The 24132-nt window shown below is 62.3% G+C and carries 21 protein-coding genes; 9 read left to right on the forward strand and 12 right to left on the reverse strand.

What is annotated here, in order from left to right; genetic code table 11:
* Nucleotides 1–19 precede the first annotated feature (19 nt).
* The 3 genes from BW979_RS18090 (at nt 20) to BW979_RS18100 (ending at nt 1798) form a co-directional block, all read left to right on the forward strand.
* Complete coding sequence (locus BW979_RS18090) at nt 20–589, forward strand: TetR/AcrR family transcriptional regulator (protein ID WP_076384916.1); 570 nt, start codon at nt 20–22, stop codon at nt 587–589.
* A gap of 54 nt (nt 590–643) precedes the next feature.
* Nucleotides 644–1123: a nuclear transport factor 2 family protein gene (locus BW979_RS18095; RefSeq protein WP_047226502.1), complete on the forward strand. Its 480-nt coding sequence runs from the start codon at nt 644–646 to the stop codon at nt 1121–1123.
* 273 nt (nt 1124–1396) lie between these two features.
* Entirely contained in the window at nt 1397–1798 is a 402-nt protein-coding gene (locus BW979_RS18100; RefSeq protein ID WP_076384918.1) for a hypothetical protein, read from the forward strand.
* 33 nt (nt 1799–1831) lie between these two features.
* Here the strand turns inward: BW979_RS18100 and BW979_RS18105 are convergent, their stop codons facing one another.
* The 4 genes from BW979_RS18105 to BW979_RS18120 all read right to left on the reverse strand — a co-directional run bounded on the left by BW979_RS18105 (nt 1832) and on the right by BW979_RS18120 (nt 6483).
* Complete coding sequence (locus tag BW979_RS18105; RefSeq protein ID WP_076384920.1) at nt 1832–4255, reverse strand: TonB-dependent receptor; 2424 nt, start codon at nt 4253–4255, stop codon at nt 1832–1834.
* A 67-nt stretch (nt 4256–4322) separates the two neighbouring features.
* The gene (locus tag BW979_RS18110; RefSeq protein ID WP_076384922.1) at nt 4323–5267 is read right to left on the reverse strand and encodes a FecR domain-containing protein; all 945 of its coding nucleotides are present in this window, start codon (nt 5265–5267) and stop codon (nt 4323–4325) included.
* Nucleotides 5267–5776 (reverse strand): sigma-70 family RNA polymerase sigma factor, encoded by a 510-nt coding sequence (locus tag BW979_RS18115; protein WP_076384924.1) that lies wholly within the window; start codon nt 5774–5776, stop codon nt 5267–5269. Before BW979_RS18115 ends, BW979_RS18110 begins: the two co-directional genes overlap by 1 nt.
* A 185-nt stretch (nt 5777–5961) precedes the next feature.
* The gene (locus tag BW979_RS18120; protein WP_047226507.1) at nt 5962–6483 is read right to left on the reverse strand and encodes an SgcJ/EcaC family oxidoreductase; all 522 of its coding nucleotides are present in this window, start codon (nt 6481–6483) and stop codon (nt 5962–5964) included.
* Nucleotides 6484–6650: 167 nt separating this feature from the next.
* Between BW979_RS18120 and BW979_RS18125 the strand changes: the two genes are divergently transcribed.
* Genes BW979_RS18125 through BW979_RS18140 form a run of 4 tightly spaced genes read left to right on the forward strand, consistent with a single transcriptional unit; the run spans nt 6651 to nt 11273 of the window.
* Nucleotides 6651–7835, forward strand: coding sequence for a sensor histidine kinase (locus BW979_RS18125; protein WP_047226508.1), 1185 nt, complete (start codon nt 6651–6653; stop codon nt 7833–7835).
* Nucleotides 7832–8500: a response regulator gene (locus tag BW979_RS18130; protein WP_047226509.1), complete on the forward strand. Its 669-nt coding sequence runs from the start codon at nt 7832–7834 to the stop codon at nt 8498–8500. Before BW979_RS18125 ends, BW979_RS18130 begins: the two co-directional genes overlap by 4 nt.
* On the forward strand, nt 8497–10809 hold the full coding sequence (locus BW979_RS18135) for an ATP-binding protein (protein WP_076384926.1): 2313 nt from the start codon (nt 8497–8499) through the stop codon (nt 10807–10809). Before BW979_RS18130 ends, BW979_RS18135 begins: the two co-directional genes overlap by 4 nt.
* Nucleotides 10806–11273 carry a response regulator gene (locus BW979_RS18140; RefSeq protein ID WP_076384928.1) on the forward strand — a complete coding sequence of 156 codons (468 nt, stop codon included), beginning with the start codon at nt 10806–10808 and terminating at the stop codon, nt 11271–11273. The genes BW979_RS18135 and BW979_RS18140 overlap by 4 nt, the downstream gene beginning before the upstream one ends.
* Before the next feature lie 32 nt (nt 11274–11305).
* Here BW979_RS18140 and BW979_RS18145 read toward each other — a convergent pair whose 3' ends face one another.
* The 5 genes from BW979_RS18145 to BW979_RS18165 form a co-directional block, all read right to left on the reverse strand.
* Nucleotides 11306–12139, reverse strand: a complete 834-nt coding sequence (locus tag BW979_RS18145; RefSeq protein ID WP_047226512.1) for an energy transducer TonB — start codon at nt 12137–12139, stop codon at nt 11306–11308.
* Entirely contained in the window at nt 12136–12582 is a 447-nt protein-coding gene (gene tolR / locus BW979_RS18150; RefSeq protein ID WP_047226513.1) for a protein TolR, read from the reverse strand. The genes BW979_RS18145 and tolR overlap by 4 nt, the downstream gene beginning before the upstream one ends.
* Nucleotides 12583–12595: 13 nt before the next feature.
* Nucleotides 12596–13303 (reverse strand): protein TolQ, encoded by a 708-nt coding sequence (gene tolQ, locus BW979_RS18155; protein WP_076384930.1) that lies wholly within the window; start codon nt 13301–13303, stop codon nt 12596–12598.
* A gap of 64 nt (nt 13304–13367) precedes the next feature.
* The gene (locus BW979_RS18160) at nt 13368–15245 is read right to left on the reverse strand and encodes a phytase (RefSeq protein WP_231990629.1); all 1878 of its coding nucleotides are present in this window, start codon (nt 15243–15245) and stop codon (nt 13368–13370) included.
* 142 nt (nt 15246–15387) lie between these two features.
* Nucleotides 15388–17910: a TonB-dependent receptor gene (locus tag BW979_RS18165; RefSeq protein ID WP_047226516.1), complete on the reverse strand. Its 2523-nt coding sequence runs from the start codon at nt 17908–17910 to the stop codon at nt 15388–15390.
* A gap of 475 nt (nt 17911–18385) precedes the next feature.
* Here BW979_RS18165 and BW979_RS18170 point away from each other — a divergent pair, with 475 nt between their 5' ends.
* Both BW979_RS18170 and BW979_RS18175 read left to right on the forward strand, forming a co-directional pair.
* Nucleotides 18386–19297 (forward strand): GGDEF domain-containing protein, encoded by a 912-nt coding sequence (locus BW979_RS18170; RefSeq protein WP_076384934.1) that lies wholly within the window; start codon nt 18386–18388, stop codon nt 19295–19297.
* Nucleotides 19298–19306: 9 nt separating this feature from the next.
* A complete protein-coding gene (locus BW979_RS18175; protein WP_076384936.1) occupies nt 19307–20344 on the forward strand; it encodes an AraC family transcriptional regulator in 1038 nt (345 codons plus the stop codon).
* Nucleotides 20345–20413: 69 nt separating this feature from the next.
* Here the strand turns inward: BW979_RS18175 and BW979_RS18180 are convergent, their stop codons facing one another.
* The 3 genes from BW979_RS18180 to nirB form a co-directional block, all read right to left on the reverse strand.
* Nucleotides 20414–20854: a CBS domain-containing protein gene (locus tag BW979_RS18180; RefSeq protein ID WP_047226520.1), complete on the reverse strand. Its 441-nt coding sequence runs from the start codon at nt 20852–20854 to the stop codon at nt 20414–20416.
* A gap of 81 nt (nt 20855–20935) precedes the next feature.
* On the reverse strand, nt 20936–21322 hold the full coding sequence (gene nirD, locus BW979_RS18185; protein WP_076384938.1) for a nitrite reductase small subunit NirD: 387 nt from the start codon (nt 21320–21322) through the stop codon (nt 20936–20938).
* Nucleotides 21322–23883, reverse strand: a complete 2562-nt coding sequence (nirB, locus tag BW979_RS18190; protein ID WP_076384940.1) for a nitrite reductase large subunit NirB — start codon at nt 23881–23883, stop codon at nt 21322–21324. The genes nirD and nirB overlap by 1 nt, the downstream gene beginning before the upstream one ends.
* Nucleotides 23884–24132: the final 249 nt, after the last annotated feature.

A 24132-nucleotide genomic window follows, 5' to 3' on the forward strand; every position in this document is an offset into this window, starting at 1 on the left:
ATCGTTCTACTGTAGCGACATGAACGAAATCAATAGCAATGAGACCCGAGACATTATTCTCGATGTCGCCGAAAAGTTGATCTATAAAAGTGGCATCGCGGCCACCGGCATGGATCGGCTGGTGAAAACCGCCGGCGTCTCCAGAAAGAGCATTTATCGCTACTTTGCCAACAAGGACGATCTGATCGTGGCCGCACTCCAGCGGCGCGACGAACGCTGGATGCACTGGTTCAGCAGTGAGGTCGACAAGGCCCCTACTCCGCGCGCCCGGCTGCTCAACCTGTTTACCGTGCTCAAAACCTGGTTCGACAGCGAAGGTTTCCGTGGCTGTGCGTTCATCAACACCAGTGGCGAAACCGGCGACCCACAGAACCCGGTCCGCCAGGTCGCCAAACTGCATAAACAGAAGTTGCTCGACTATGTAACTCGGCTGTGCACAGAACAAGGCGTCGAGAGCCCGGAAGCCTTGGCCCGGCAGTTACTGATCCTGATCGATGGCGCCATTACCGTCGCACTGGTCATGGGCGATCACAGCGCCGCTGACCAGGCCCAAAACATACTGAAGTCCTTATTGGCTGAAACTGAATAACCCGTTCCCGTAAACCGCTGTGCCACTTGCTCGATCACTCACTGGAGATCTGCCATGTCATCCACTGCTGAAGTTCGTCCGCCGCTGCCGCCTTTCACCCGTGAATCGGCCATTGAAAAAGTCCGCCTGGCCGAAGACGGCTGGAACTCCCGCGACCCACAACGGGTGTCCCTGGCCTATACGCTGGACACTCAATGGCGCAACCGTGCCGAATTCGCCCATAACCGCGAAGAGGCCAAGGCCTTCCTGACCCGTAAATGGGCCAAGGAACTGGACTACCGGCTGATCAAGGAACTGTGGGCCTTCACCGGTAACCGTATCGCCGTGCGCTACGCCTACGAATGGCACGACGATTCGGGCAACTGGTTCCGTTCCTACGGCAATGAAAACTGGGAGTTTGACGAGCAAGGGTTGATGTCCAACCGCTACGCCTGCATCAACGACATGCCGATCCAGGAAAGCGAACGCAAATTCCATTGGCCGCTGGGTCGCCGGCCGGATGATCATCCGGGGCTGTCTGACTTGGGGCTGTAGGCGCACGGCATTTGTATAAGCAACGGAAACCTTGTGGGAGCGGGCTTGCTCGCGAAGGCGGTGCGTCAGCAGGTAGCAATGCTGGACGAACAACCGTCTTCGCGAGCAAGCCCGCTCCCACATTGCTACTGCGGGCTCGGCCCAGCGCCCGCTCACAACGGCGCTAGACAAGCGGCCACTCGCCAGGGTTGACCGGCATGCCGCCAGGCATCACATTGCCTGGACCGCCGATACACTCAGAGGCGATTTGCTCGTTGCTGACCTGTGGAGCCCATGACCGCGTCGATTCCGATCCGCCCCCCCTGCCCGCCTGGTATCTGTGACTGCGGGCGTGATGCGTTGCTGCAAACCCCGGGCAGTGACCTGCGCATTCTTTGCTTGAACCGTCAGGAAGAAAAACGCCTGCTCGAACGGCTGGAAAATATCCAGAGCCTGGACGAACTCCAACGGTTGCAGCAGCGTATGTACGAGAACCTCGGAATCCGCCTGAGCGTCGAACCCGGCTACAACGAAGTGCGCACCATGCGCGGCATCGCCATCGAGTTCCAGGAGCAGCCCGGCCTGTGCCGCAAGATTCGTCAGTCGATCCCCACCGCCATTCGACGCGGGTTGGAAAAACGTCCCGAAATCGCCTGGCGACTGCTGGATGCCCACGACCTGTTCCGTGACACCTGAGAAACAGCTTCATCCCTGAAGCTGCACATCGGTCTAGAAGTCCACGGTGGCCGAAAGCAGGTAAGTGCGCGGCGTTGCCAGGGTCAAGCCTGCCTCGCTGTCATCCGAGGCGCCGGCTGAACTCCAGTAGCGCTTGTCCGCGACGTTCTCGACATTGGCACGCAGGGTGATGTTCTTCTGGTCCACCTTGAACGCGTAGCGCGCGCCCACATCCACACGCTCCCAGGAATCGATTTCCTTGGTGTTGGACTGGTCCAGGTACTGCGAACTGGAGTGGATGGCGCGGCTGGTCAGGGTCAGGCCCTGCACGGTCGGCACATCCCACTCGGCGCCCAGGTTGACATTGTATTTGGGCGTGGCCGGCGCCCGATTACCATCAAAGGCGCCCTCGGTGGTATCGGTCAACTCGCTGTCGATGTACATGACCCCGCCGAGCAAACGCAAACCCTTGAGCGGCTCACCGAACACGCTCAACTCAACCCCGGTGTTCTCGCGTTTGCCGTTCGGGCCGAAGACGCGCGTCGTGGCATCGGTGGCGTAGGCAGGCTGCTTGATCCGGAAGACGGCGGCGGTGACGGCGAGCGCACCCGCGTCATATTTGGCTCCCACCTCGACCTGACGACTGATGAACGGCGGGAATATTTCGTCCTCGTTGATCGAGGTCGATGGCGCGATCTTGCCCTGGCTCAAACCTTCCATGTAGTTGGCATACAACGACAGCTTATCGGTTGCCTTGAACAGGATTCCGCCCGACGGCGACATCTTTTCCTCGTCGTACGCGGTGGCGCCTTTGACGTTATCCGTCCAGTCGTCAACCTTGATCCGCTGCCAGCGGGTGCCGAGGGTCAGCAGCAGTCGATCATCGAAGAAACCCAGAGTGTCGGACAGCGCCACGCCGGTGGAGCGGTTTTCGGTATAGACCTTGCTGTCCTGGCGCGTGGGGTCGCTCGGAGTCGGCGTTTGCACCGGGTCATACAGGTTGCTCGGGGACGAAGCATAACGAGCGCCGCCATTGGTGAAATCCATGTAGAAGTAGCTGGCGGCCAGGTTGATCTCATGGCTCACCGGGCCGGTATGGAACCAGTTGCGCACCCCGGCCGTGGCCGTGCGGACATTTTCATCGCGGGTAAAGTCGCGGGGTTGAACGCTGAAATCGCCAGCGTCGTTGCTAACCGAAACGTTGTGCCGCAGGAAGTCATGATCACTTTTGCGCGCCCCTGCACTGCCGTACAACATCACGGAATCGTTGACATCGTATTGCGCGTTCACCGCGCCGAAAGTGTCCTTGGTGCGCGCCTTGCTCCAGCGCTGAGCGTAGTTGCGGCGCACATCGCTGGCGTGCGGGACCTGTGCGTTGGCCCCTACCAGCACGCGCTCCTGCGGCGCGTCGGTATCGCGCTCGGTGCGCCCGATATCCGTCGAGAGGCGTAGACGCTCGCCACGAAAATCCAGGCCCAGCACGGCCATGTCACGGTCGACACTCTGGTGATCCCATTCAGTGTCGCCGGACTGCTTCACGCCGTTGAAACGAACGCCGAACTGGTTGTCTTCACCAAAACGCCGGGCGACATCCACGGCGCCGCCGAGCTGGTTGTTGGAGGCGTAGCTGCCCGTGAACGAAGTGATGGGTTTGTCGGTGGCCCGCTTGGGCACCACGTTGATCCCGCCACCCACGCTGCCACGTGGCGAGACGCCGTTGATGAGCTGGGTCGGGCCCTTGATGATGTCGACGCGGTCGGCCATCTCCATGTCGATCGAATAGGTCGGCAGGATGCCGTAGAGGCCGTTGTAGGCGACATCACTGTTGAACAGGCTGAAACCGCGAATGGTGAACTGCTCGAAACGCCCGCCTGCCGGATTGGTGGCGCGAACCGAAGGATCGCTGGCAATCAAGTCGCCCAGGGTCCGAGCCTGCTGGTTCTTGACCACTTCGCTGGTATAGGTGGTCATGCTGAACGGGGTTTCCATGAAGTCCCGCGACCCGAGCAAGCCTTGCGAGCCGCGGCGCGCGACCTGGCCACCGGCATAGGGCTCGCCCTGCGCCAGGCTCGTGGCCCCCATGATCGAGGTGGGAGCCAGTTGCAAGCTGCTGCCTTCCGGCGCCGGGGTCAGGATGTAAGCCTGCTCGCCCACCGGCTGCAGTTGCAGACCCGAGCCCTGCAACAGTCGGGCAAAGCCCTCCTCCACGGCATACTCCCCCGACAGACCGGGGCTGTTATGCCCGCTCACCAGGGCCGGGTCGACCGACAGGTTGACCCCCGCCAGGCCGGCGAACCTGGTCAGCGCGGCGCTGAGGCTGCCGGCCGGCACCTGATAGCTGCGTCGGGCAGCTTCTTCGGCTTGGCTGGAGGACATGAACAATGGGCTGGCGCTCAGGCTGAGCACGAGGCTCAGGTTCAACAGCGGACGCCAGCCGGCAAGGGCCGGGCGAAAACGCAAAGGTACTACTGCGGACATTGGAGGGAGCTCTCGTTTTTGTTCAGTTGCCTTGAATGACAAGCGAGACAAAAAAAGGGGACAGGCGTCAGACAGTATTTTTGCGCAGCGTCAATGTGACCCAGTATCGGGTGCGCGTTTGCACGTGCAGCGGCAGGCTGGCCGAGAGCAACGCGAGGATTCGATCGGTGTTTTCCAGACGGAAGCTGCCGGTCACCCGCAGCGACTCCAGGGCGGGGTCCCAACGCAATAAACCTGGGCGATATCGGCCCAGCTCACGGAGAAAATCCCCCAACGGCTGGTTCTGCGCCACAAGTACACCGTCACGCCAACCCAACTGCGCTACGTCGAACGCCCCCACCGGTCCGGCGCCCGAGGCCAAGAGGTTGACCTGCTCGCCTTCCTTCAGTGTCAGCATTGGCCCGCGCAACGGTTGCAGTTGCACCGAACCACTGAGGACCGACACCCGGCAACTGCGCTCATTCAGGCGTACGCAGACCTCGCTACGGCTGACGGAGATCAGGCCGAACGGTGCCTGAATGGCCAATGGCGCAGGCCCCTGGACATTGAGGGCCATCTCCCCTTGCACCAGCACCAGGCGTCGAGCCTTGAGGTCCAGGTCCAGGGCGCTGTCGGTATTCAACTGCAAGGCGCTGCCGTCGGCCAGCGACCAGCGCCGCTGTTCGCCCGTGGCCGTGTGCAGGTCGGCGCGCCAGACCTCCAGCGGCAGCTCTCGCCCCAGCCACCAGGCCGTGGGCACCAACGCGGCGACGCCGAGCGCACGCTTGAGCACCGCCCGACGGGGCAATGCCGGGCGATCCAGGGTCGCCATACCCAATGAAGTCGGCACCCCGGCGAAACGCTGGCGCAATCGCTGGGCTTTTTGCCAGGCGGCCTCGTGGTGGGCGCTGCTGTCGCGCCAGCGTTGCAGCGCGGCGCAATCGAAGTCATCCCCGCCAGACTCCATCATGGCCAGCCAGCGAGCCGCCGCCCGGGCGACTTCGCGAGCTTCAGGCGAAGGGGCCTGGCGCATCAAAACTCCACCAACAGGCAATGCTCATAAGCCTGGGCCATATAGCGCTTGATGGTGCGCTCCGACACCTGCATGCGCTCGGCGATTTCACGGTAGCCCAGGCCTTCGAGCTGGCTCCACAAAAAAGCCCGCCGCACCAGAGCCGGCAGGCCATCGAGCAATTCATCCAGGGCTTGCAACGTTTCCAGCAGCAGCCAGCGCTGCTCCGGGGACGGTACGCACGCTGGCGGCAAGCTCGCCAAGGCGTCGAGGTAAGCCTGCTCCAAGTTGCGGCGCGCGTAAAAGTTGCTCAACAGACGCTTGCCGACTGTCAGCAGATAAGCGCGGGGTTCGTGCAGATCGGCCAATGGCTGAGCGCTGGACAGTACCCGCAGGAACGTGTCCTGGCGCAGGTCCGCGGCATCCCAGGCATTGCCCATGCGTCGTCTCAACCAGCCTTCCAGCCAGCCACCGTGGTCTCGGTACAGCGCGTGCAAGGAACGCTCCGTTGGCGTAGCTGCATCAGACATGTCAAGAAGCCTTGTGCAAGGAATACATTAAATGAGAGTGATTCTAATTAATGTTCCCGCACGAATCCAACTTCTTTATCGAACCGCTCTGTTAATGACCCTGGCCTATCGTTTTTCGCCAGCCTGCCAAACGGGTGGTTCGCCCCCCAACGCAGCCAGGGACGAACTCATTTGTTCAAACGGCCTCAGTGGCTGGCATGCAGTTGCTTCTGGACTTGCGGCATGGCCGAGGAGTGGTGGTTAAGGATCTTCCACTGACCGTCAATGCGTTCATAGATAAAGGTGTAGCGCGCCTGAACCTCGCGCTTGGAGCCGTCGGCGTTGGTCAGGGCAAAGGTATAGACACCACTGTCCATCGCCGCGTCAGGTCCCAGGTGACGGATTTCCCGGTAGTTGATCTGCCCCACCGGCTTGCCGGCCAGGAAGTGTTCAAAGTAATCCTGAATCAGTGCCGCCGTGTTGCGCACCTGGTTGGATACGGTGGGCTGCAATATCGCATCCGGCGCATACAGGCTGGTTACTGCAGCAGCGTTGCCGGTTTTGAGGGCCGCGTTCCAGCGGTCGAACAATGCGGCGATTTCACGGTCATTCTGATTCTGTGGCTGCTCGGCTACGGTGCGATAAACGTATGGCGTTGTTTCAAGTGCCAGGGCCAAGGGTGTGGTCAGCATGAAAAAAGCGGCAGCGGCGAAGGTTTTCAGTTTCATCGTAACGTTCCTGTGGGTTTCAATGAGCCGACTTTGCCGGGCCTGACGGCCTTCGCCATCGGCCAACCGGTGCCGATTGCCTATGCCGTTCGGCAGATAGGCCCGGTGCTGATGACACGCTCTAATACCGCCACGCCGACCGGTCCCATCCACGCTGGAGCCCTATCATGCAAAGCCCACCCCATGACCCCGGCAGTGCCCTGGCCATCCGAACCCAATATCGCCAGTCGCAAAGTCGTGCCGCACGCCTGCGCCTGCTGTTGGGCACCGGCCATGAACTGACGCAATTGCCCCTGTCGGCGATGCGCCAGCGCGCAGTGCAACGAGCGTGCGCATTCATGGCCATGGATCATGGCCTGCTGCTGGAGTGGGCAGCGGACACCACGTTTCGCACCATCGCCAGCCATGGCAGCCAAGAACGGCTCGATCTGCTTGCCAACCTGGCTCAGCCGCCGTCAGCCGAGCCACAATGGCTGGAGTACCCTGGCAGCGCCCTGCCCCAGGTCTTGCGCGTTCCGTTGCGTGGTTCCGACGGTGTGGTGTTCGGGGCTTTATTGCTGGGCAACGGCGTAGCCCTCGGCACGCCGGACAACGAGGATATTGAGTCACTGCAATTGCTGGCGACCCTGCTGGCTGCCCATCTGGAAAACAGTCGTCTGCTCGAAGCGTTGCAGGCCCGCGAACGCACCATGTCCGAGCTGGTCCATCGACTGTTCAGCGCCCAGGAAGACGAACGCAAGCGTGTGGCCTACGACCTGCATGATGGCCTGGCACAGAACCTGGCCGGCTTGCATCAGCGCCTGCAGGGGTTCGCCGGTCGCTGCCCGCCTCTGCCGCCGGCCCTGGCGAACGACTTGCAGGCCATCCTCGATCTCGCCCGGGGTTGTGTCGGCGAAGGCCGGCAGTTGATCGGCGGTCTGCGTCCCCATGCGCTGGATGACTTCGGTCTGTACAAAGCCGTCGACAAGGAAGCCGACCGCCTGCGGGATGCAGGCCTGTCGGTGGACTGGGCCGAGCACAGCGCCGCTCGCCTGCCGGGCAACACCGAAATCGCCTTGTTCCGCATTGCCCAGGAAGGCATCAACAACATTCTCAAGCACGCCCGGGCCAGCCATGTACGCCTGGGATTGATGGTGAGCGACGACCGGGCCTCGCTGCGGGTCGAAGACAATGGCCGTGGTTTTGCTCTGGAACAACCCATCGAGACCAATGGCACCTGCCATCTGGGCCTGGCGGCCATGCAGGAACGTGCCAGCCTGCTGGGCGGCCACCTGAGCTGTTTCAGCCAGCCCGATGGCGGCACCCGTTTGCTGGCCAGCGTCCCCCTACCCACCCACGGAACACACTCATGACGTCCCCTTTACGCCTGCTTTTGGCCGATGATCACGAAGTGACCCGCACCGGTTTTATCAGCATGCTGGCCGGCAGCCCGGGGTTCGAAGTCGTCGGCCAGGCCAGCGACGGCCAGGAAGCCCTCGATCTGTGCGAGCGGCTGCAACCGGACATCGCCATTCTCGACATTCGCATGCCGGTGCTCAATGGTCTGGGAGCGGCGCGTATCCTGCAGCAGCGCCAGCCGGGGATCAAAGTGGTGATCTTCACCATGGACGACAGCCCTGATCACCTTGAAGCCGCCATCGGCGCGGGCGCGGTCGGTTATCTGCTCAAGGATGCCAGCCGCGATGAAGTGCTGGACGCCCTCAAACGGGTCGCCCAGGGCGAAGAGGCCCTGAACAGTTCGGTCAGTGCGCGCCTGCTGCGGCGCATGGCCGAGCGCGGTGCCAGTGGCGCTACCCCGGTCCAGGCCCTGACCGCCCGCGAGCGTCAGGTGCTGGGGCTGGTGGCCGGCGGCTTCAGCAACCGCGAAATCGGCGAAAAACTCGGCATCGCCCCCGGCACCGCCAAGGCCCACGTGGAGCGAGTCATCGGCAAATTGGGAGCCGCCGACCGAACCCAGGCCGCCGTGCGCGGTGTTGCCCTGGGGTTGGTGGCCCAACCCAGCGGGCAATGGCCATGAGATTCCTCGCCGCCCGCCGCTGGGCCAACCTGCCATTGCGGGGCAAGGCATTGGTCGTCATTTCCCTGCCCCTGGTGGTGCTGTTGCTGTCGCTGGTGCTGATCTACATCACCGAACGCCAGACCGCCCGGGCCGAAGAAGACGTGCGCCGGGTGCTGCTGGTCCAGGGCGATATCCAGACGGTGCATACCCTGCTGGCCGAAGCCGCAGCCAGCGTGCGCGGTTACCTGCTGACCCGGCGCGAAGACTTCCTGCCCAGCTACGAACAGGCCACGCCGCTGATCAAGGCCGCGTTGCAACGGTTGGACCACAACATCCGCGACGCCCGGATGCGCGAGCGCCTCAAGACCATCACCCCACTGATCGCAGAAAAACTCGATGGGCTGGATGCCTTGCGCAACGGCAAGGCCGATGACACAGCGGCCATCACGACGATTCTGATCGAAAACAAACACGTCCTGGACGTGCTGCGCGAGCAGATCAACGCCATGCGTATACGTGAGGACGCCCTGCTCGCCGACCGCAGTGCCGCCGCATCGGCCACGCGCATGCGCCTGTTGTTCGCCACGCTACTGGCGGCGCTGTGCGGGCTGCTTGGCGCCATCGTGGCGGTGCTGTTCCTGTCCAAGGGCATTGTCGCCCGCGTGCAACAGGTCCAAGGCAACGCTCAGCGCCTGGCCTTGGGTCAACCGTTGTTGCCGCAACCGCCGGAGCAGGACGAAATCGGCCAGTTGGGCACCCGTCTGGTAGAGGCCGGGCAGTTGCTTGCCGAACGCGAGCGGGCTCTGCGGGATAACGAAGAACGCTTGCGGCTGATCATCGATGGGGTGAAGGACTACGGCATCTTTGCGCTGGACGCCCAAGGCCATGTCATTACCTGGAACGCCGGCGCCGAACGGATCAAGGGTTACACCGAACAGGAAATCCTCGGCCGGCACTTTTCGTTGTTCTATCTGAGCGAAGAATGCCCGGCGCACCCGGACATGGCGCTGCACGAAGCGGCCCGTGACGGTCATTACATGGAAGAAGGCTGGCGCTGTCGCAAGGACGGCAGCCGCTTCTGGGCCAGTGTGGTCATCACTGCCCAGTACGACAGTACCGGCACCCTGCGCGGGTTTTCCAAGATCACCCGCGACATCACTGACCGCCGCGCCGCCGAGATCGCCCTGCGCACCGCCCGTGAAGAAGCCGAAAGCGCCAGCCGCGCCAAGAGCGAATTTCTTTCGCGCATGAGCCACGAACTGCGCACACCCCTGAACGCCATACTCGGCTTCGCGCAACTGCTGGACATGGACTCCAGCGCCGGCCAGCGCCCACAGGTCAGTCACATCCTGCGTGCCGGTCAGCATCTGCTGGCATTGATCAACGAGGTGCTGGACATTGCCCGGATCGAGGCCGGTCGTCTGCCGCTGAACATTGAGCCGATTGCCTTGACGACGGTGTTGCATGAAGCCCTGACGCTGGTTTCCCCCATGGCGGCCGACGCCGGGATTCAGTTAGCCGAGCTGGCGCCGCTACCCGACAGCAGCGGTGTGCTGGCCGACCGTCAACGCCTGGTGCAGGTGCTGCTCAATCTGTTGTCCAACGCCATCAAGTACAACCGGCCCGGCGGTGAAGTGCGCATTGAAGTGACGGCCCAGGGGCCGCGAGTCAGCATTGCCGTCAGCGACACCGGGCATGGCATTGCCCCTGAGCAGCTTGACCGGTTGTTCAAGCCGTTCGAGCGCCTGGGTGCCGATCCACAGGTCGAGGGCACCGGTCTTGGGCTGTCCTTGAGCAAGAGCCTGCTGGAAATGATGCAAGGCAGCCTGCAGGTCCACAGCGAGCCGGGGCAAGGTTGTTGTTTTACCCTGCAATTGCCCGGTGCCCGGGTGGAACACGCCCGCTTGCCCCCCATCGTCGCGCTGAAGGCACCGCGTCCGTCAGTCGAATATCACGGCAAGATACTGTGCATCGAAGACAACCTGTCGAGCCTGGCGCTGATCGAGACCCTGATGCAGCGACGTCCGGGTATTCAACTGCTGTCGAGCATGCAAGGCCAGTTGGGCCTGGACTTGGCTCGCCAGCACGCCCCGCAGTTGATCCTGCTGGACGTGACCCTGCCGGACCTGACAGGCCTGGAGGTGCTGCGCCGCTTGCGTCAATCGGCGGCTACGGCGTCCACACCGGTACTGATGATCACCGCCGATGCCAGCGACCTGACCCACCGTGCCCTGCACGAAGCCGGGGCCACAGCGATCCTGACCAAACCCATTCATATCCAGGCCTTTCTCGGCCACCTTGAACGTTATTTACCGGAGCCCGCATGAATCACGATTTGCGCATCCTGATCGTTGACGATCAGCGCCCCAACCTGGACCTGATGGAGCAGTTGCTGGCTCGCGAAGGGCTGCACAACGTACTGAGCAGCACCGAGCCTTTGCGCACCCTCGACCTGTTCAACAGTTTTGAGCCTGACCTGGTGATCCTGGACCTGCACATGCCGGCATTCGATGGCTTCGCCGTGCTGGAGCAGCTCAACCGGCGCATCCCGGCAAACGACTACCTGCCGATCCTGGTGCTGACCGCCGACGCCACCCGCGACACCCGCCTGCGCGCCCTGGCGCTGGGCGCCCGGGACTTCATCAGCAAACCCCTGGATGCGCTGGAAACCATGCTACGCATCTGGAATCTGCTGGAAACACGGGCGCTCTATAAGGCGTTGCGCGAGCTGGTTCCATCGCAGCAGATCGAACTGTTGCGCCAGCACCGGCCGGCCGCCGGCGCGGTTTAGTCCGATTAAGCCGGCCGCAACAGGCTCGGGTTCTATTCGATGCGGTAGTGAAAGGTATTGCGCACCGCCGGCACTGTCACGGCCTGGCCGTCGACGATCCGCGGCTGATAACGGAAGGTTTGGGCCGCAGTCAGCGAGGGTCGGATGAACAACGGGTGACAGCCGTCCAACACCTTGGGGTTGTCGATTCGTCCGTCCGGCTTGACGCTGTACTCCACCGTGCAATCGCCTTCCAACCCTTTGTCCAAAGCCCGTTGCGGATAATCCGGAGCCTCTTTGCTCAGGGGTTGATAGTGGCGACTGTCGGCGGCGGCCAGGCGTGCCTGTTCGGCTTGGCGTTGCCGGGCGAGCGCCTGGGCCTGTTGAGCCGCTTGGCGCTGTCGTTCGGCGGCCTGTTGCTCGGCTTCCTGCTGACGTCGCTGGTTCTCCTGACGCTCGCGCTGCTGCTGGGCCTGTTGCTCGGCCTGCTGCTCGCGCTTTTGCTCCTCGACCCGTTTGCGCGCCAGGGTTGCCTGCTCCAGTTTCTGCGCTTGGAGCCTTGGATCAACCGCAGGTTTGCTCGGCGCCGGGCGTGGCGCTTGCACTGGAGCCGGCGTGGCTTCGACCGGTTCTGGGGCGACCTCTGCCACGGCGGTCGGCGCAGGCGCTTCAGGCACCGGCAGCGGTGGCAACATCACCAATTGCGTGCGCAGCACCCGGGGCGCTTCGACGGTCGGTTTCTCTACGGTCCAGCCCAGCACCAGCAATGCCGCGACAACCGCGTGCAAGGCCACGGCGAGTCCCGCTGCCAGGCTGTTCCTCCAGAAACCGCTGCCGGACACCGTGGGTAAACCCAAGGATGGACTGTGCATGATCATCGCCGTCATCGGGGTGCCTCGGTCACCAGGCCAAGGTTGCTCACTCCGCCCTGCTGCAAGGCGGCCATGGCGGCCACGACACGACCGTAGTCGGCGTGGTCGTCGGCACGGATATACACCTGGGTATCGCTGCGCTCGGCAACAACCTGGGCCACTTTGGCGCGCATCTGATCCAGGTCCACGGCGCTGTCGGTCTGGCTTTGGGTGTCCAGTTCAGCACCCAGGTTCCAGTAGTAACCGCCCTCGGCCTTAACAGACAGGGTCAGGATCTGTTGGCGGCTATCGTTGGCCAATGCCTGGCTGGCGACCTTGGGCAGCTCGATTTTCACGCCTTGGGTCAGCATGGGTGCCGTGACCATGAAGATCACCAGCAGCACCAGCATCACATCGATGTAAGGCACCACGTTCATTTCGGCCTTGGGCCCGTGCTTGCGTTGCGGCTTGACTAGCATCTGCCCTCTCCTCTCAAGCGGCCGCGGCCAGGTTCACCGGAGCGCCGTGCAGCTTGCGATGCAGGCGTGCCTGCAGCTCGTTGCCGAACGCGTAGTAGCGTGTCAGCAAGGTCTGGCCGCGGGCGGAAAAGCGGTTGTAGGCGATCACCGCGGGAATCGCCGCGAACAGGCCGATGGCGGTGGCGATCAACGCCTCGGCGATGCCCGGCGCCACGGTGGAGAGGCTGGCCTGTTGTACCTGGGACAACCCCAGGAAGGCATTCATGATCCCCCAGACCGTGCCGAACAAACCGATGTAAGGGCTGACCGAACCGACCGTGGCGAGAAACTGCAAGCCTTTCTCCAACTGCACCTCCTGCTCGCTGATTGCCACTTGCAGCGAACGCTCCACCCCTTCAAGCACCACCTGTGGGCTGCCGGAGGGCACGTTGAGCTGGGTGAAAGCCTGGAAGCCGGCGTGAAAGATCGGCTCCACGCCGCCCTCTTCCTCGCGCACCTGGGCGGTCTCGCGCAACAGCGCTGGCAAATCGCTGGTGCTGCGAAAACGCTGCATGAAACCCTTGAACTGGCGCTCGGTGCGGCGCAGCACGGTGCTGCGCTGGATGATCAGGTACCAGCTCAGCAGCGAGGCCAGCAGCAGTGTGAGCATGACGGCCTTGACCAGAAGACTCGCATCGCTGATCAGGCCCCAGATTGTCATATGTTCCAGCGTGGCTTGCATGGGTAGAGCTCCTGTCTGGCTGCTATTCGATGAAATGTTCATGACCGGTTGATGACAGCGCCGCTCAAGGCAGGCGCAAGGCTTTCGCGACTTCGTTCCAGGGCACGAACTTGAAGTTCTGGGTCTGCTCGGGCATCCGTTTGCGGCCGTCCTGGACCACCAGCATGCCGTCGCTCCAGGGACCGCCAAGGTTGGCCGAAGTGACTTCCAGGCCATCGGTTTCCGAGGCGCCGTCGATGCCCGCGGCGCCGTTCAGGCCGACACGGAACGCACCGCGCACGGCATAAGGCGGTTCGGCATCAAGTAGCACATAGCTGTCGTTGCCCTGGCTTGAGATCACCAGGTAATCGTGGCCGGCGCCTTGGTACAGGGCGATGCCCTCGACGTCGGCATGCAACTGAGGTCCGACCTTGATCACGTTGTCCAATGTCGCCGGCCGGTCGGCCCGGGCATCCACCGCCCAGACTCCGACGTCTTCTTCACCGAGAAACAGCCGCTGGCGCCGGTCATCGGCGACGCACCCTTCAGGCTGGCTGTCGACGCTGAACTGGCGCACCAACTGCCCTTTCACCACGCCGTCCGGGGCGCTGAGGCGGTACTGCAAATAGCGCCCGTCCTTGCCATTGGCGAAGGCATACAGTTCGCCCTCAACCGGCTGGAACAGGCAGATGCCGTAGATTTCCTTGAGTGGCGTGGGGATCTCGCCGGCCTCGCGCAGTTCGCCGCTGACCCGGTCGATGCTGAACAGGCTGAGGCTGTTGCGATCGCGGTTGCTGGCGACTGCCAGATCGACGGTTTGCGTACCCAACTTGAAGTTGCCGCGCACATCGACGTTGTTGAGGCGGCCCACCGCCAGCTCCTGCAGCAGCTTGCCGTGCAGGTCATACGTCAGCAGGCCTTGCTTCTTGTTGGTGCCCAGCACCCGGCTCAAGGCAGGTGTGGTGGGATGAACCCAGATCGCCGGATCATCCGCCGCGTCGCCCTGGCGCGCCACCGGCTCGCTCTGGCCAATGGCAGCCACTGTAGGCAGCACCGGCGGCAGGGACAAAGGGGTGGGTTGCCAATTGATTTGGCCCTGATACAGGCGTGCGCTGTCATCGTCGCGCAACAACAGTTCAAGGCCGTTTTTCGTCGCCCGTACCGCCAGATTTTCCGGCTCGTTCAGGCCCGGCAGCGCCAGACGGGCTGTCGAGGTCCAGCCCTGGCCGTCTTGCTGATACAGATGCAGCTGTCGCGCTTGTGGGTCCAGGCCCAGCAACCCGCCTGGTAACGCCGCCAGGTCCCCAGCGGCCTGCTGGATGTCACCGAACGGCGTGCGCATCGCCACGGGTACACGCACGGCATCGGCCTCGGAGGATGCCGGGTAGGCCCACCAGCCGACTTGTTCCTCGTTGACGAACAGTTGATTGGCGCTGTCTTGCACCTGACAGGTCTGGGCATCGGGCGGCAGTGGCAAGCCGCGTACGCGCTGTGCACTGGCGCTCAGGTGCTCGCCGTTGCCCACCAGCCATTGCTCCCCCTTGCCTTCTTCACCCACCAGAAACACAAACAGGTTGCTCGCTTCATCGCGGTACAGGCACAGCCCGTTCACCGGGAAATCTCGCGCAGGAACGTACAGCGGCGTCCCCCACTGACGTTTATCCGGATCGAGGCTGACCAACAGTGCTTGCTGACGAGTGCTGTCGAGGCTGGCCACCAGAACGTTCGCCCCGAGGGCACGGCTGTCGAGACCTTCGAAGGAGCCCTCCAGGCGTGACAGTTCGCGGCCTTGGGCGTCCAGCAACAGCAAGCCTTCACGGGCGCTGGCCAGTCGTTCGGTCGTCCAATGGCCGGGCAAAAATCCCAAGGCATTGATCGAGCGTTCCTGTGCCTGAGGCCAGGGTTGCAGCTTCAGGGTTGGGGAAGCCGCCAACGCTGGAACGCTTGCCAGGCTGATGAGCATTGCCAGCAGGTACTGCTTGGGTAAAAACAAAGCTGTGTTCAACGGAAAAATCCTTGTCATTGAGCCGGGTTCAAACGGGGCTGTTGTTCACCTGTGTGACGAAGGGATTGATCCCCTCGCCCTGACGGATCGGCGTCGCGATCTAGAAATGGGTGAAGGTCAGCCCCAGCTTGTAGGTCGGGCCGTATTCTTCGTACTGACCGTTGTAGGCGCGGTGGCCGGTGTAAACGAAATACGACTCGTCGGTGAGGTTCTGGGCTTCCAGGCTCACTTGCAGGTTTTTGGTCAGGGAGTAGCGGGCGCTGAAGTCGACAAAGGTCTGGGCGTCAACGTGCAGGTCATGGTCGCGGTCGCTGATGGACGCCAGCTCATACAGGTAGGCCGACTTGTAATTGGCCGACAGACGCAGGCTCAGCTTGTCGTTTTCCCAACCCAGCATCAGGTTACCCACGGTGTCCGACTGGTTCGGCAGGTCGATGCTGCGCTTGCGTTGTGTTCCGCTGGCCTGATCGAACCCTTCGATCTCGGCGTCCGAGCGACTGAAGGTGGTGTTGGCCCCCAGAAGCAATCCATTCCAGGGGGCTGGCAGCCAGTCGAATTTTTGTGAGTAGGCCAGTTCCAGGCCATAGAGCTTGGCGCTGTCACCATTGGCGAAGCTATGGGCTTCGGAGAAGTCGGCCCAGGCGCCCGTGCCCGCCAGGTCGGTGTTGTAGACGAAGTTCTTGATGTCTTTGTAGAACACGAAAGCCGACACAGTGCCGGCCCGGCCCATGAAATGTTCAATGCCCAGGTCCAGGTTGCTCGACTCCAAGGGTTTGAGGTCCGGGTTGCCGAAGGTCGCCTCGTCATCATCAATGACAAAACCCGGGGCCAGTTGCCCGAAGGTCGGACGCACCACGGACTTGGTCCAGGCCGCACGCACCTGGGTGTTCTTGTCCAACTGGTAACGCGCGTGCAGGCCCGGCAGCCAGTGGTGATATTTGCGCCGGGTTTGGGTGTCGGTGAACACGCCGTCGGTAACGCCGCTGCCTTTGGCTTCGAACTCCGTGCCTTCATAACGCATGCCGGCGATCAAGCGCCAATCGTCGATGTCCACCGTGTTCATCAGGTAAGCGGCGTTGATGTCTTCGCTCATCTGGAAGTCATTGACCCGCGACTCTTGCGCATCAAAGAAGGCGTCGCGGTCCAGACCACCCAACAATTGTTCGATGGCTCCGGCACTGATGCCTGGACCGTAACGGCCGAGACTGTAATCCACGTTGCCCTTCTGGAATTGTCCGAGGTTCAACTGCTCGTCGGTGAACCCCAGATCGTCGAAATCCTCATAGACCCAGGCGTCGAGATCGTTGTCCTTGTCGCGGCGGCTGACTTTGCCGCCGAATTTGACCTGGGAGGCGTAGCCACTTACGTCATAGTCTCTGGCCAGGTCAAGGCGCAGGTTTTTCTCGGTGTCGGTGGTGTTCTGCTGTTCCCAGTCCACCTTGTCCAGGCTGAAGTTGGCCGGATCATAGAACCCCGAACCAATGATCGGCCGCGGCTTGTCGTTGCCGTAGAAGCCCCCCTCGAAACTGTCGATGCCTTCGAATGTGGCACCGGCGATATGACCGGGGCTGTCCTCGCTGGACTTGCTGTAGCCGCCCTGGCCGCTGAGAGTCCAGAGACCGAACATGCGCTCCCCGCCCAGTACATAGGATTGGATCTCCTGGGTTTCTTCGCGCTGCTTGATCTTGCGCTCGCCTTCTGCTGCGCCCAGCTCACCGGCCGCTTGCGGATCTTCGAAAGCCAGGCTGGCGGCATTGCGGGTTTCGCTGTCTTTGTAACGACTGTAAAGCGTGCGCAGGTAGTAGCTGCTCAGATCATCAGGCTTGTAGTCGAAGTTCAGCCCGCCGCCGGCGCGCTCCCGACGGATGTCATAGTCGCGTTGTTCGAACTCTTCCAGTCGTGAGCCTTGCTCGAAATCCCAGGCGCCGCCGGTTTCAACGTTGTCCGAGCCAAAATCGCGCTTCTGCCAGCTCAGCGCTGCTGCAACGCCGAAGTTATCGATGCCGTCGCCCAGGCTGAAACGGTCGCTGATAGCGCCAGAGAATTTCGGACTCGTCTGGCCGGTATTCTTGTCGTAGCTGGCTTCGCTGCTGCCGGTGTAGAACAAGCCCTTGTGGTCGAACGCCGAGAGGCTTTTCACGTCGACCGTGCCGCCCAGGGAGTTGGCGTCCATGTCCGGCGTCAGGGTCTTGATCACCGACAGCGACTGCACCAGCTCCGCGGGCAGCACGTCCAGGGCAACGGCCCGGCGCTCGCTTTCCGGTGCCGGTACCAGCGTGCCGTTGATGGTCACGCTGTTGAGGTCTGGCCCCAGGCCCCGCACGCTGACAAAGCGACCTTCGCCCTGGTCACGTTCGACGCTGATGCCCGGCAGGCGCTGCACGGCTTCGGCGACGTTTTCATCGGGCAACTGCGCCACGCCGTCGGCATGCACCACGCTCTTGATGCTGTCGGCGCTGCGCTGCTCCTTCAGGGCCTGATCGATGCTGGCCGCCTGACCGACCACTTGGACGTGTTCAGTGGTCGTCTGCTCGGCAGCGCTCAGCCGTTCACTGGCAATGGCCATCGCCAACGCGGTGAACGTAAAACCGACGAGCCCGGCAGTGCTTGTGCGGTGATGCATGGTGATCTCCCCCAGGAATCCGAAAATCCGCCAGGCAACGGCCCGGCAACTGGGAGGGCACGCTAGGGGTGGGGGGTGACGGTTCTGTGACAGCGTTTGCCCGCAGGGCCTAAAACACACTGATGTGAGGGGGTTGGCGGACCAGAATGAGCTGAAATGACCTGTTTCCGAGCCGCACAGGCCTTCAGCAGCCGATCACTTTTAGCGAAACGTCGCTCCACACCGCTGTGGGAGCAAAGCTTGCTCGCGATGCAGGCGCCTCGATCCCCTGAAAAACCGCGTCGTCTTCGTCGCGAGCAAGCTTTGCTCCCACAAAATCCCCTCACCACAATGAGATAAGGGCGATCTCATGCATAAAAATCCGGACAACCAATGAGCTGATTCGACCTCCCCACCCATTCACCCACCGTCACCGCACTGTCACATCCATCTGCTGTGCTGAGCCGCATTCCGCTTCTGGCAAAGGATTCCGGCCATGTTCTCCGTGCTGCGCCCGCACCGCATCAAACTCGCCCTGCTTCTGCTGGCGGCCAACCTCGGGCTGATGCTCCACCTGGCCAACGGTGAGCTCAAACCGCTGAGTGAGTGGGTCTGGCTGGATATCCTTGGCGAAGGCGGCTCGGCCTTGCTGGCGCTGGTCTGGCTCGGCCTGGTGCTCAAGAGTCGCCCGGCCGGTCGGGTGACCAACTACCTCGTATGGGGCCTGGGTTGCATCTTTTTTTCCTGGTGGATCGACAGCCTCGACGAGTTCATCCGTTTGCCCGACAGCATCACCTGGGACCACTGGCTGGAGTCCGGGCCGATGCCGGTGGGCATGATTCTGCTGACCCTCGGCATCTATCACTGGCACCGGGAACAACTGGCGATCAACGGACAAATGGAAAAGCGTGAACGGTTGTTCCGCGAGCACCGCCTGTTCGACAAACTCACGCCGCTGGGAGGCGCGGACTTTTTCAGACATGAACTGACGAGCAGCCTGGAGGACAGCCGACGCCGCCAGCAGCCCTTGTCATTGCTGGCCCTGGACCTGGACAACTTCACCGCCATCAATCAGCGCTTCGGTCACGGCGAGGGCGATGCGGTGCTGCAAGCCGTCAGCCAGTTGCTGGTGCTGAACCTGCGCCGTCAGGATCTGCTTTGTCGCCTGGCCGGTGATCGCTTTGTGGTCCTGCTGCCCGACACCGGCGAGAGCCAGGCCCGGTATCTGGCCGCAGAACTGGCCCACGCGGTTGGCAGCCTGGCCCACAAGACTCGGCAACACGGCGAGCGCTTGCAACTGGCCGCCAGCACCGCCGTGGTGATGGCATTTGACGAGTCGCCGGAGGCCTTGCTCAAACGCCTCAACCTGACGCTGGCCCGATCCCGTTCCACGTTGAAAAGCGCCTGAGGCCGGCCCATGACCCTCAAGACCTGCTGGTATGAAACCGACAGCCGCTTCATTCCGGGGCACTATCAGCCTGCCGCGCTGATCGATCTGGCACTGTCGCGTGACATCGACAGCCACCGCCTGCTGCGTGGCACAGGGCTGTTCCACGACGATATCCTCGCTGGCCAGAGCCGCATCAGCCCGCAACAGTTTCTTGGCCTGATCGACAACAGCCGACGCCTGCTCGATGCCAGTGACAGCAGTTTCCTGTTTGGCCAGCGGCTGCTGCCGGGGCATTACGGGCCAGCCAGCCATGCGCTACGCCACGCGCAGAATCTGCATCAGGCCCTGGAAACCCTGATTGACCAGCAAGCACTGCTCAGCCCCCTGGCCGCGCCGCGCCTGTTGTTGGACGAGCACTATGCCTACATCCATTGGCTGGACAGTTGCGGTGCGGATGAACAATGGCGCTTCATACTGGAAGCCAGCATGACTTCGATGGTTGCCATGAGTGCATGGCTGAGCGGCGAACGCCTGCCCTGGCAATGCAGCTTTCGCCATGAGGAGCCGCGTTACGTCGAACAGTACTGGGTGCACCTGGGTGAACAGACACAATTCAATCGACCGCTGGACCTGATGCGCCTGCCTCGCCACTGTCTGGCCCAGCCCTGGCCCAACGTGTCGGCCACCGCCGGCCAGGTGGCGCGGATCGAAGCCCGAGACCAACTCGATCAACTGGGTTTCACGGCAAGCTTTCTGGACTGCGTCTACGACTACCTGCACAGCCATGTGCAGCAGACGCCCAGCCTGGAACAGATCGCCCAGGCTTTCGCCATGAGCCCGGCGACGCTCAAGCGCAAGCTGCACAAGCACCATACCGGGTTCCAGCAACAGGTGGACCGGGTGCACACCCATGTGGCGTTGTACTTGTACCAGGTCAAGGGGTTCAGCAACGAGGAAGTGGCGCAGTACCTGAACTTCAACGACACGGCGAATTTTCGCCGCTCGTTCAAGCGCTGGACCGGCAGTACGCCGAATCTGATCCGGCAGTTGCTGATGTTGGGGTGAGGAAATTTAGCGAAACTTCGCACCATTGTGGGAGCAAGGTTTGCTCCCACAGATAAATTCCCTGTGGGTTCAGTGCCCGCGAATGTAATGCTCCAGCTGCCGGATCAAATCCGCCTGCTCGACAATCGCCTCCTTCACCAGATCGCCAATGGACAACAACCCCATCAACTGGCCGTTATCCAGCACCGGCAAGTGCCGCAGGTGGCTATCGGTCATGACTTCCATGCAGCGGTCGATGCTCTGCTGGCTATCGGCGGTGACCACGGGAGCACTCATGACGGTGCGTACCGAAGTGCCCACCGAGGAGCGTCCTTGCAACACCAGCTTGCGCGCATAGTCGCGCTCGCTGAACACGCCAACCACCTGACCGTGTTCGATCACCGGCAACGCGCCGACGTTTTTCTCGGCCATGATCTGCAGCGCTTCGAGCACGGTCTGCTCCGGCGCGATGCTGTGAACCTGCTGGTTCTGCACACTCTTGAGTCTTACCAGTTGAGCGGCTGTTTTCATTGTTGATTCCCAACTTCAGTTAAAGGCAAGCCAATGCACTTAAATTGCCTGATTCATTGTGGCGCCCCGGTCAGAGGCGGATCAGTCTTCGCCAATCTCCACCACATCACCATTCAGGCGCACCGGCCACACCCGCAGACGCTGCTCCGGGTATTCCAGGCAATGGCCGTCTTCCAGGCGGAAATGCTGTTTGTAGAGGGGTGATGCGATCACCAGTTCACCCTTGATGCTGCCCAACAGCCCCCGACCGATCACGTTCGCCCCGGACTTGGGGTCGCGGTTGTCGATGGCGTACAGCGGTTTGTCCTGCTGTTCGGGCAGGTACAACAGCGCCACCTGGCTGCCGTCGTGCCAGGCGACCACGCCGGAGTTGGGCACCAGATCCTCGCGGCTGCACAGGGCACGCCATTGCACGGGATTTTGGGCCGCGTTGCGGGTGGGGATACGAACGACGTTTGACTGGCTCATCAGAGCACCTCCTCGGTAACGGGAATCAGGTGAAGCTCGTGGGCGTGAACCGGCCGGCGCTGGCCGCGTTCCCTGACGAAATGAACATCCGGATCACCGCGACCGTCGTTGACGAAGGTGCGGAAGCGCTTGAGCTTGTCCGGGTCTTTGAGGGCGTTGGCCCACTCGCATTCATAACGATCGACCACCAGTTGCATCTGGGCTTCGAGTTCGGCCCCCAGGCCCAGGCTGTCTTCGATGATGACGTCCTTGAGGTAGTCCAGGCCGCCTTCCAGGCTTTCGCGCCAGACCGACGTACGCTGCAACTTGTCGGCGGTGCGGATGTAGAACATCAGGAAGCGGTCGATGTAGCGGATCAGGGTCGCGTCATCCAGGTCGGTGGCGAACAGCTCGGCGTGACGCGGGCGCATGCCGCCGTTACCGGCCACGTAGAGGTTCCAGCCCTTCTCGGTGGCGATCACGCCGACGTCCTTGCTCTGGGCCTCGGCGCACTCGCGGGTGCAACCGGACACCGCGAACTTGAGCTTGTGGGGCGAGCGCAAACCCTTGTAGCGATCTTCAATGGTCAGAGCCATTTGCACGCTGTCCTGCACGCCGTAGCGGCACCAGGTGCTGCCCACGCAGGACTTCACCGTGCGGGTCGACTTGCCGTAGGCGTGCCCGGTTTCGAAACCCGCTTCGATCAGTTCGGCCCAGATATCCGGCAACTGGTGCAACTGGGCGCCGAACAGGTCGATGCGCTGGCCGCCGGTGATCTTGGTATAGAGGTCGTATTTTTTGGCGACCACGCCGATGGCAATCAGCTTGTCGGCAGTGATTTCGCCCCCGGCGATGCGTGGCACCACCGAATAGGTGCCGTTTTTCTGCATGTTGGCCATGAAGGTGTCGTTGGTGTCCTGCAACGGCACCAGGGACGGGTCCATGATCGGCTGGTTCCAGCACGACGCCAGGATCGAGCCCACTGCCGGTTTGCACAAGTCGCAACCGGTGTGCCCGCGGCCGTGCTTGGCCAGTAGCTCGTCGAAGCTGATGATGCCTTCAACCCGCACCAAGGCATAAAGCTCCTGGCGGGTATAGGCGAAGTGTTCGCACAGGCTCTTGTCGACACTGACGCCGCGAGCAATCAGTTCGTGCTCGAACACCTGCTTGACCAGGGCGGCGCAACCCCCGCAACCGGTGCCAGCCTTGGTATCGCATTTCAGTTGCCCAAGGTCGGTGCAGCCGCTGTCGATGGCCGCACAGATCGAGCCTTTGGTGACGTTGTGGCACGAGCAGATGGTCGCCGCCGCGGGCAGCGCAGCCGGGCCCAACGTGGGTGCACCTTCGGAACTCGGCAGGATCAGGCCGGCAGCCTCCTTGGGCAACGCGATGCCGTTCTGCATGTATTGCAGCAGGGTGTCGTAGTAGCTGTTGTCGCCCACCAGGACCGCGCCGATCACTCGTTTGCCATCGGCGTCCACCACCAGTCTCCGGTAGCTGGCGCTGGTTTGATCGATGAACTGGAAGCTGCGCGCCCCCGGTGTATTGCCGTGGGCGTCGCCGATGGAACCTACGTCCACCCCCAGCAACTTGAGCTTGGTGGACATGTCCGCGCCAGTGAACGGCTCGGCGCTTTCACCGCACAGGCGAGCCGCGACGTTGCGGGCCATCTGGTAACCCGGAGCGACCAGGCCGAAGATGCTGCCGTTCCAGGCTGCGCATTCGCCGATGGCGTAGATGTCCGGGTCACTGCTCAGGCAATAGTCATCGATCACCACGCCACCGCGCGGGCCGATCTGCAGAGCGCACTGGCGAGCGAGGGCATCCTGGGCGCGAATGCCGGCAGAAAATACGATCAGGTCGGTTTCCAGGAAATCGTCATCGCCGAAATTCATCCGATAACGGTACTGCTCACCGGCGCTGATGGACTGAGTGCCCTTGGACAGATGCACGCCGACGCCCAGTTTCTCGATGCGCGCCTTGAGGGCCAGTCCGCCCTGCTCATCCAGTTGTACCGGCATCAATCGTGGGGCGAATTCCACCACATGGGCTTCCAGGCCGAGGGTCTTGAGGGCATTGGCCGCTTCCAGGCCCAGCAGACCACCACCGACCACCACACCCCGGCGGGCATTGCTTGCGGCGGCACGAATGGCGTCCAGGTCTTGCAGGGTGCGATAGACCAGGCAGGAATCGCCTTCGGCGCCCTGGATCGGTGGCACGAACGGGTAAGAGCCGGTAGCGAGCACCAGTTTGTCGTAGCTGATGCGAGCCTGGGCAGTGACCACCTGGCGCGCCTCGCGATCAATTTCCAGCACCGGCACGCCCAGGTGCAGCGTGACGCCAGGGGTCTGGTACAACGAGGCTTGCCCAAGCGCCAGGGACTCGGCGTCACGGCCAGAGAAATACTCCGACAGATGCACGCGATCATAGGCGCGCATCGGTTCTTCGCTGAACACATGCAGGTGGTAATGATTGAGGGCACCGCGCTCGATCAGTTGCTCGACGCAGTGATGGCCGACCATGCCATTGCCGATCACGATCAGTGTTTGCAGCTTGTTCAGGGAAGCAACGTTGGAATTCATAAAAGCACCCGACAAAAGCCCATCACGGTTTTGAAAGCAAAAAAAAGACGCCTGAAACCTTGCGGTTCCAGGCGTCTTTGCCTGTTCTGTGCGGTATCGATCCGGCGACTGCGCCCCGATCTACCGTTATCCCCGGCCTGCTGGCTCTCGATCTTCGTTGACCGACGGGGTTGCCCACTTGAATGTATTTACAGTGGGCCTGAACAGCCTCTTGCAGCGAGCGTGCCAAGCCTTTGTCTGCCGCCCTGA

Source organism: Pseudomonas sp. A214, from assembly GCF_900156295.1.
GTDB lineage: Bacteria > Pseudomonadota > Gammaproteobacteria > Pseudomonadales > Pseudomonadaceae > Aquipseudomonas > Aquipseudomonas rhizophila.

Coding starts and splice junctions, on each gene's coding strand:
- BW979_RS18135 (WP_076384926.1), top strand. CDS start 8,497: ATGAGATTCCTCGCCGCCCGCCGCTGGGCCAACCTGCCATTGCGGGGC.
- BW979_RS18140 (WP_076384928.1), top strand. CDS start 10,806: ATGAATCACGATTTGCGCATCCTGATCGTTGACGATCAGCGCCCCAAC.
- BW979_RS18115 (WP_076384924.1), bottom strand. CDS start 5,776: ATGTCTGATGCAGCTACGCCAACGGAGCGTTCCTTGCACGCGCTGTAC.
- BW979_RS18165 (WP_047226516.1), bottom strand. CDS start 17,910: ATGCATCACCGCACAAGCACTGCCGGGCTCGTCGGTTTTACGTTCACC.
- BW979_RS18160 (WP_231990629.1), bottom strand. CDS start 15,245: ATGCTCATCAGCCTGGCAAGCGTTCCAGCGTTGGCGGCTTCCCCAACC.
- BW979_RS18170 (WP_076384934.1), top strand. CDS start 18,386: ATGTTCTCCGTGCTGCGCCCGCACCGCATCAAACTCGCCCTGCTTCTG.
- BW979_RS18100 (WP_076384918.1), top strand. CDS start 1,397: ATGACCGCGTCGATTCCGATCCGCCCCCCCTGCCCGCCTGGTATCTGT.
- BW979_RS18130 (WP_047226509.1), top strand. CDS start 7,832: ATGACGTCCCCTTTACGCCTGCTTTTGGCCGATGATCACGAAGTGACC.
- BW979_RS18110 (WP_076384922.1), bottom strand. CDS start 5,267: ATGCGCCAGGCCCCTTCGCCTGAAGCTCGCGAAGTCGCCCGGGCGGCG.
- nirB (WP_076384940.1), bottom strand. CDS start 23,883: ATGAATTCCAACGTTGCTTCCCTGAACAAGCTGCAAACACTGATCGTG.
- tolQ (WP_076384930.1), bottom strand. CDS start 13,303: ATGCAAGCCACGCTGGAACATATGACAATCTGGGGCCTGATCAGCGAT.
- BW979_RS18105 (WP_076384920.1), bottom strand. CDS start 4,255: ATGTCCGCAGTAGTACCTTTGCGTTTTCGCCCGGCCCTTGCCGGCTGG.
- nirD (WP_076384938.1), bottom strand. CDS start 21,322: ATGAGCCAGTCAAACGTCGTTCGTATCCCCACCCGCAACGCGGCCCAA.
- BW979_RS18175 (WP_076384936.1), top strand. CDS start 19,307: ATGACCCTCAAGACCTGCTGGTATGAAACCGACAGCCGCTTCATTCCG.
- BW979_RS18145 (WP_047226512.1), bottom strand. CDS start 12,139: ATGACGGCGATGATCATGCACAGTCCATCCTTGGGTTTACCCACGGTG.
- BW979_RS18095 (WP_047226502.1), top strand. CDS start 644: ATGTCATCCACTGCTGAAGTTCGTCCGCCGCTGCCGCCTTTCACCCGT.
- BW979_RS18090 (WP_076384916.1), top strand. CDS start 20: ATGAACGAAATCAATAGCAATGAGACCCGAGACATTATTCTCGATGTC.
- BW979_RS18120 (WP_047226507.1), bottom strand. CDS start 6,483: ATGAAACTGAAAACCTTCGCCGCTGCCGCTTTTTTCATGCTGACCACA.
- tolR (WP_047226513.1), bottom strand. CDS start 12,582: ATGCTAGTCAAGCCGCAACGCAAGCACGGGCCCAAGGCCGAAATGAAC.
- BW979_RS18180 (WP_047226520.1), bottom strand. CDS start 20,854: ATGAAAACAGCCGCTCAACTGGTAAGACTCAAGAGTGTGCAGAACCAG.
- BW979_RS18125 (WP_047226508.1), top strand. CDS start 6,651: ATGCAAAGCCCACCCCATGACCCCGGCAGTGCCCTGGCCATCCGAACC.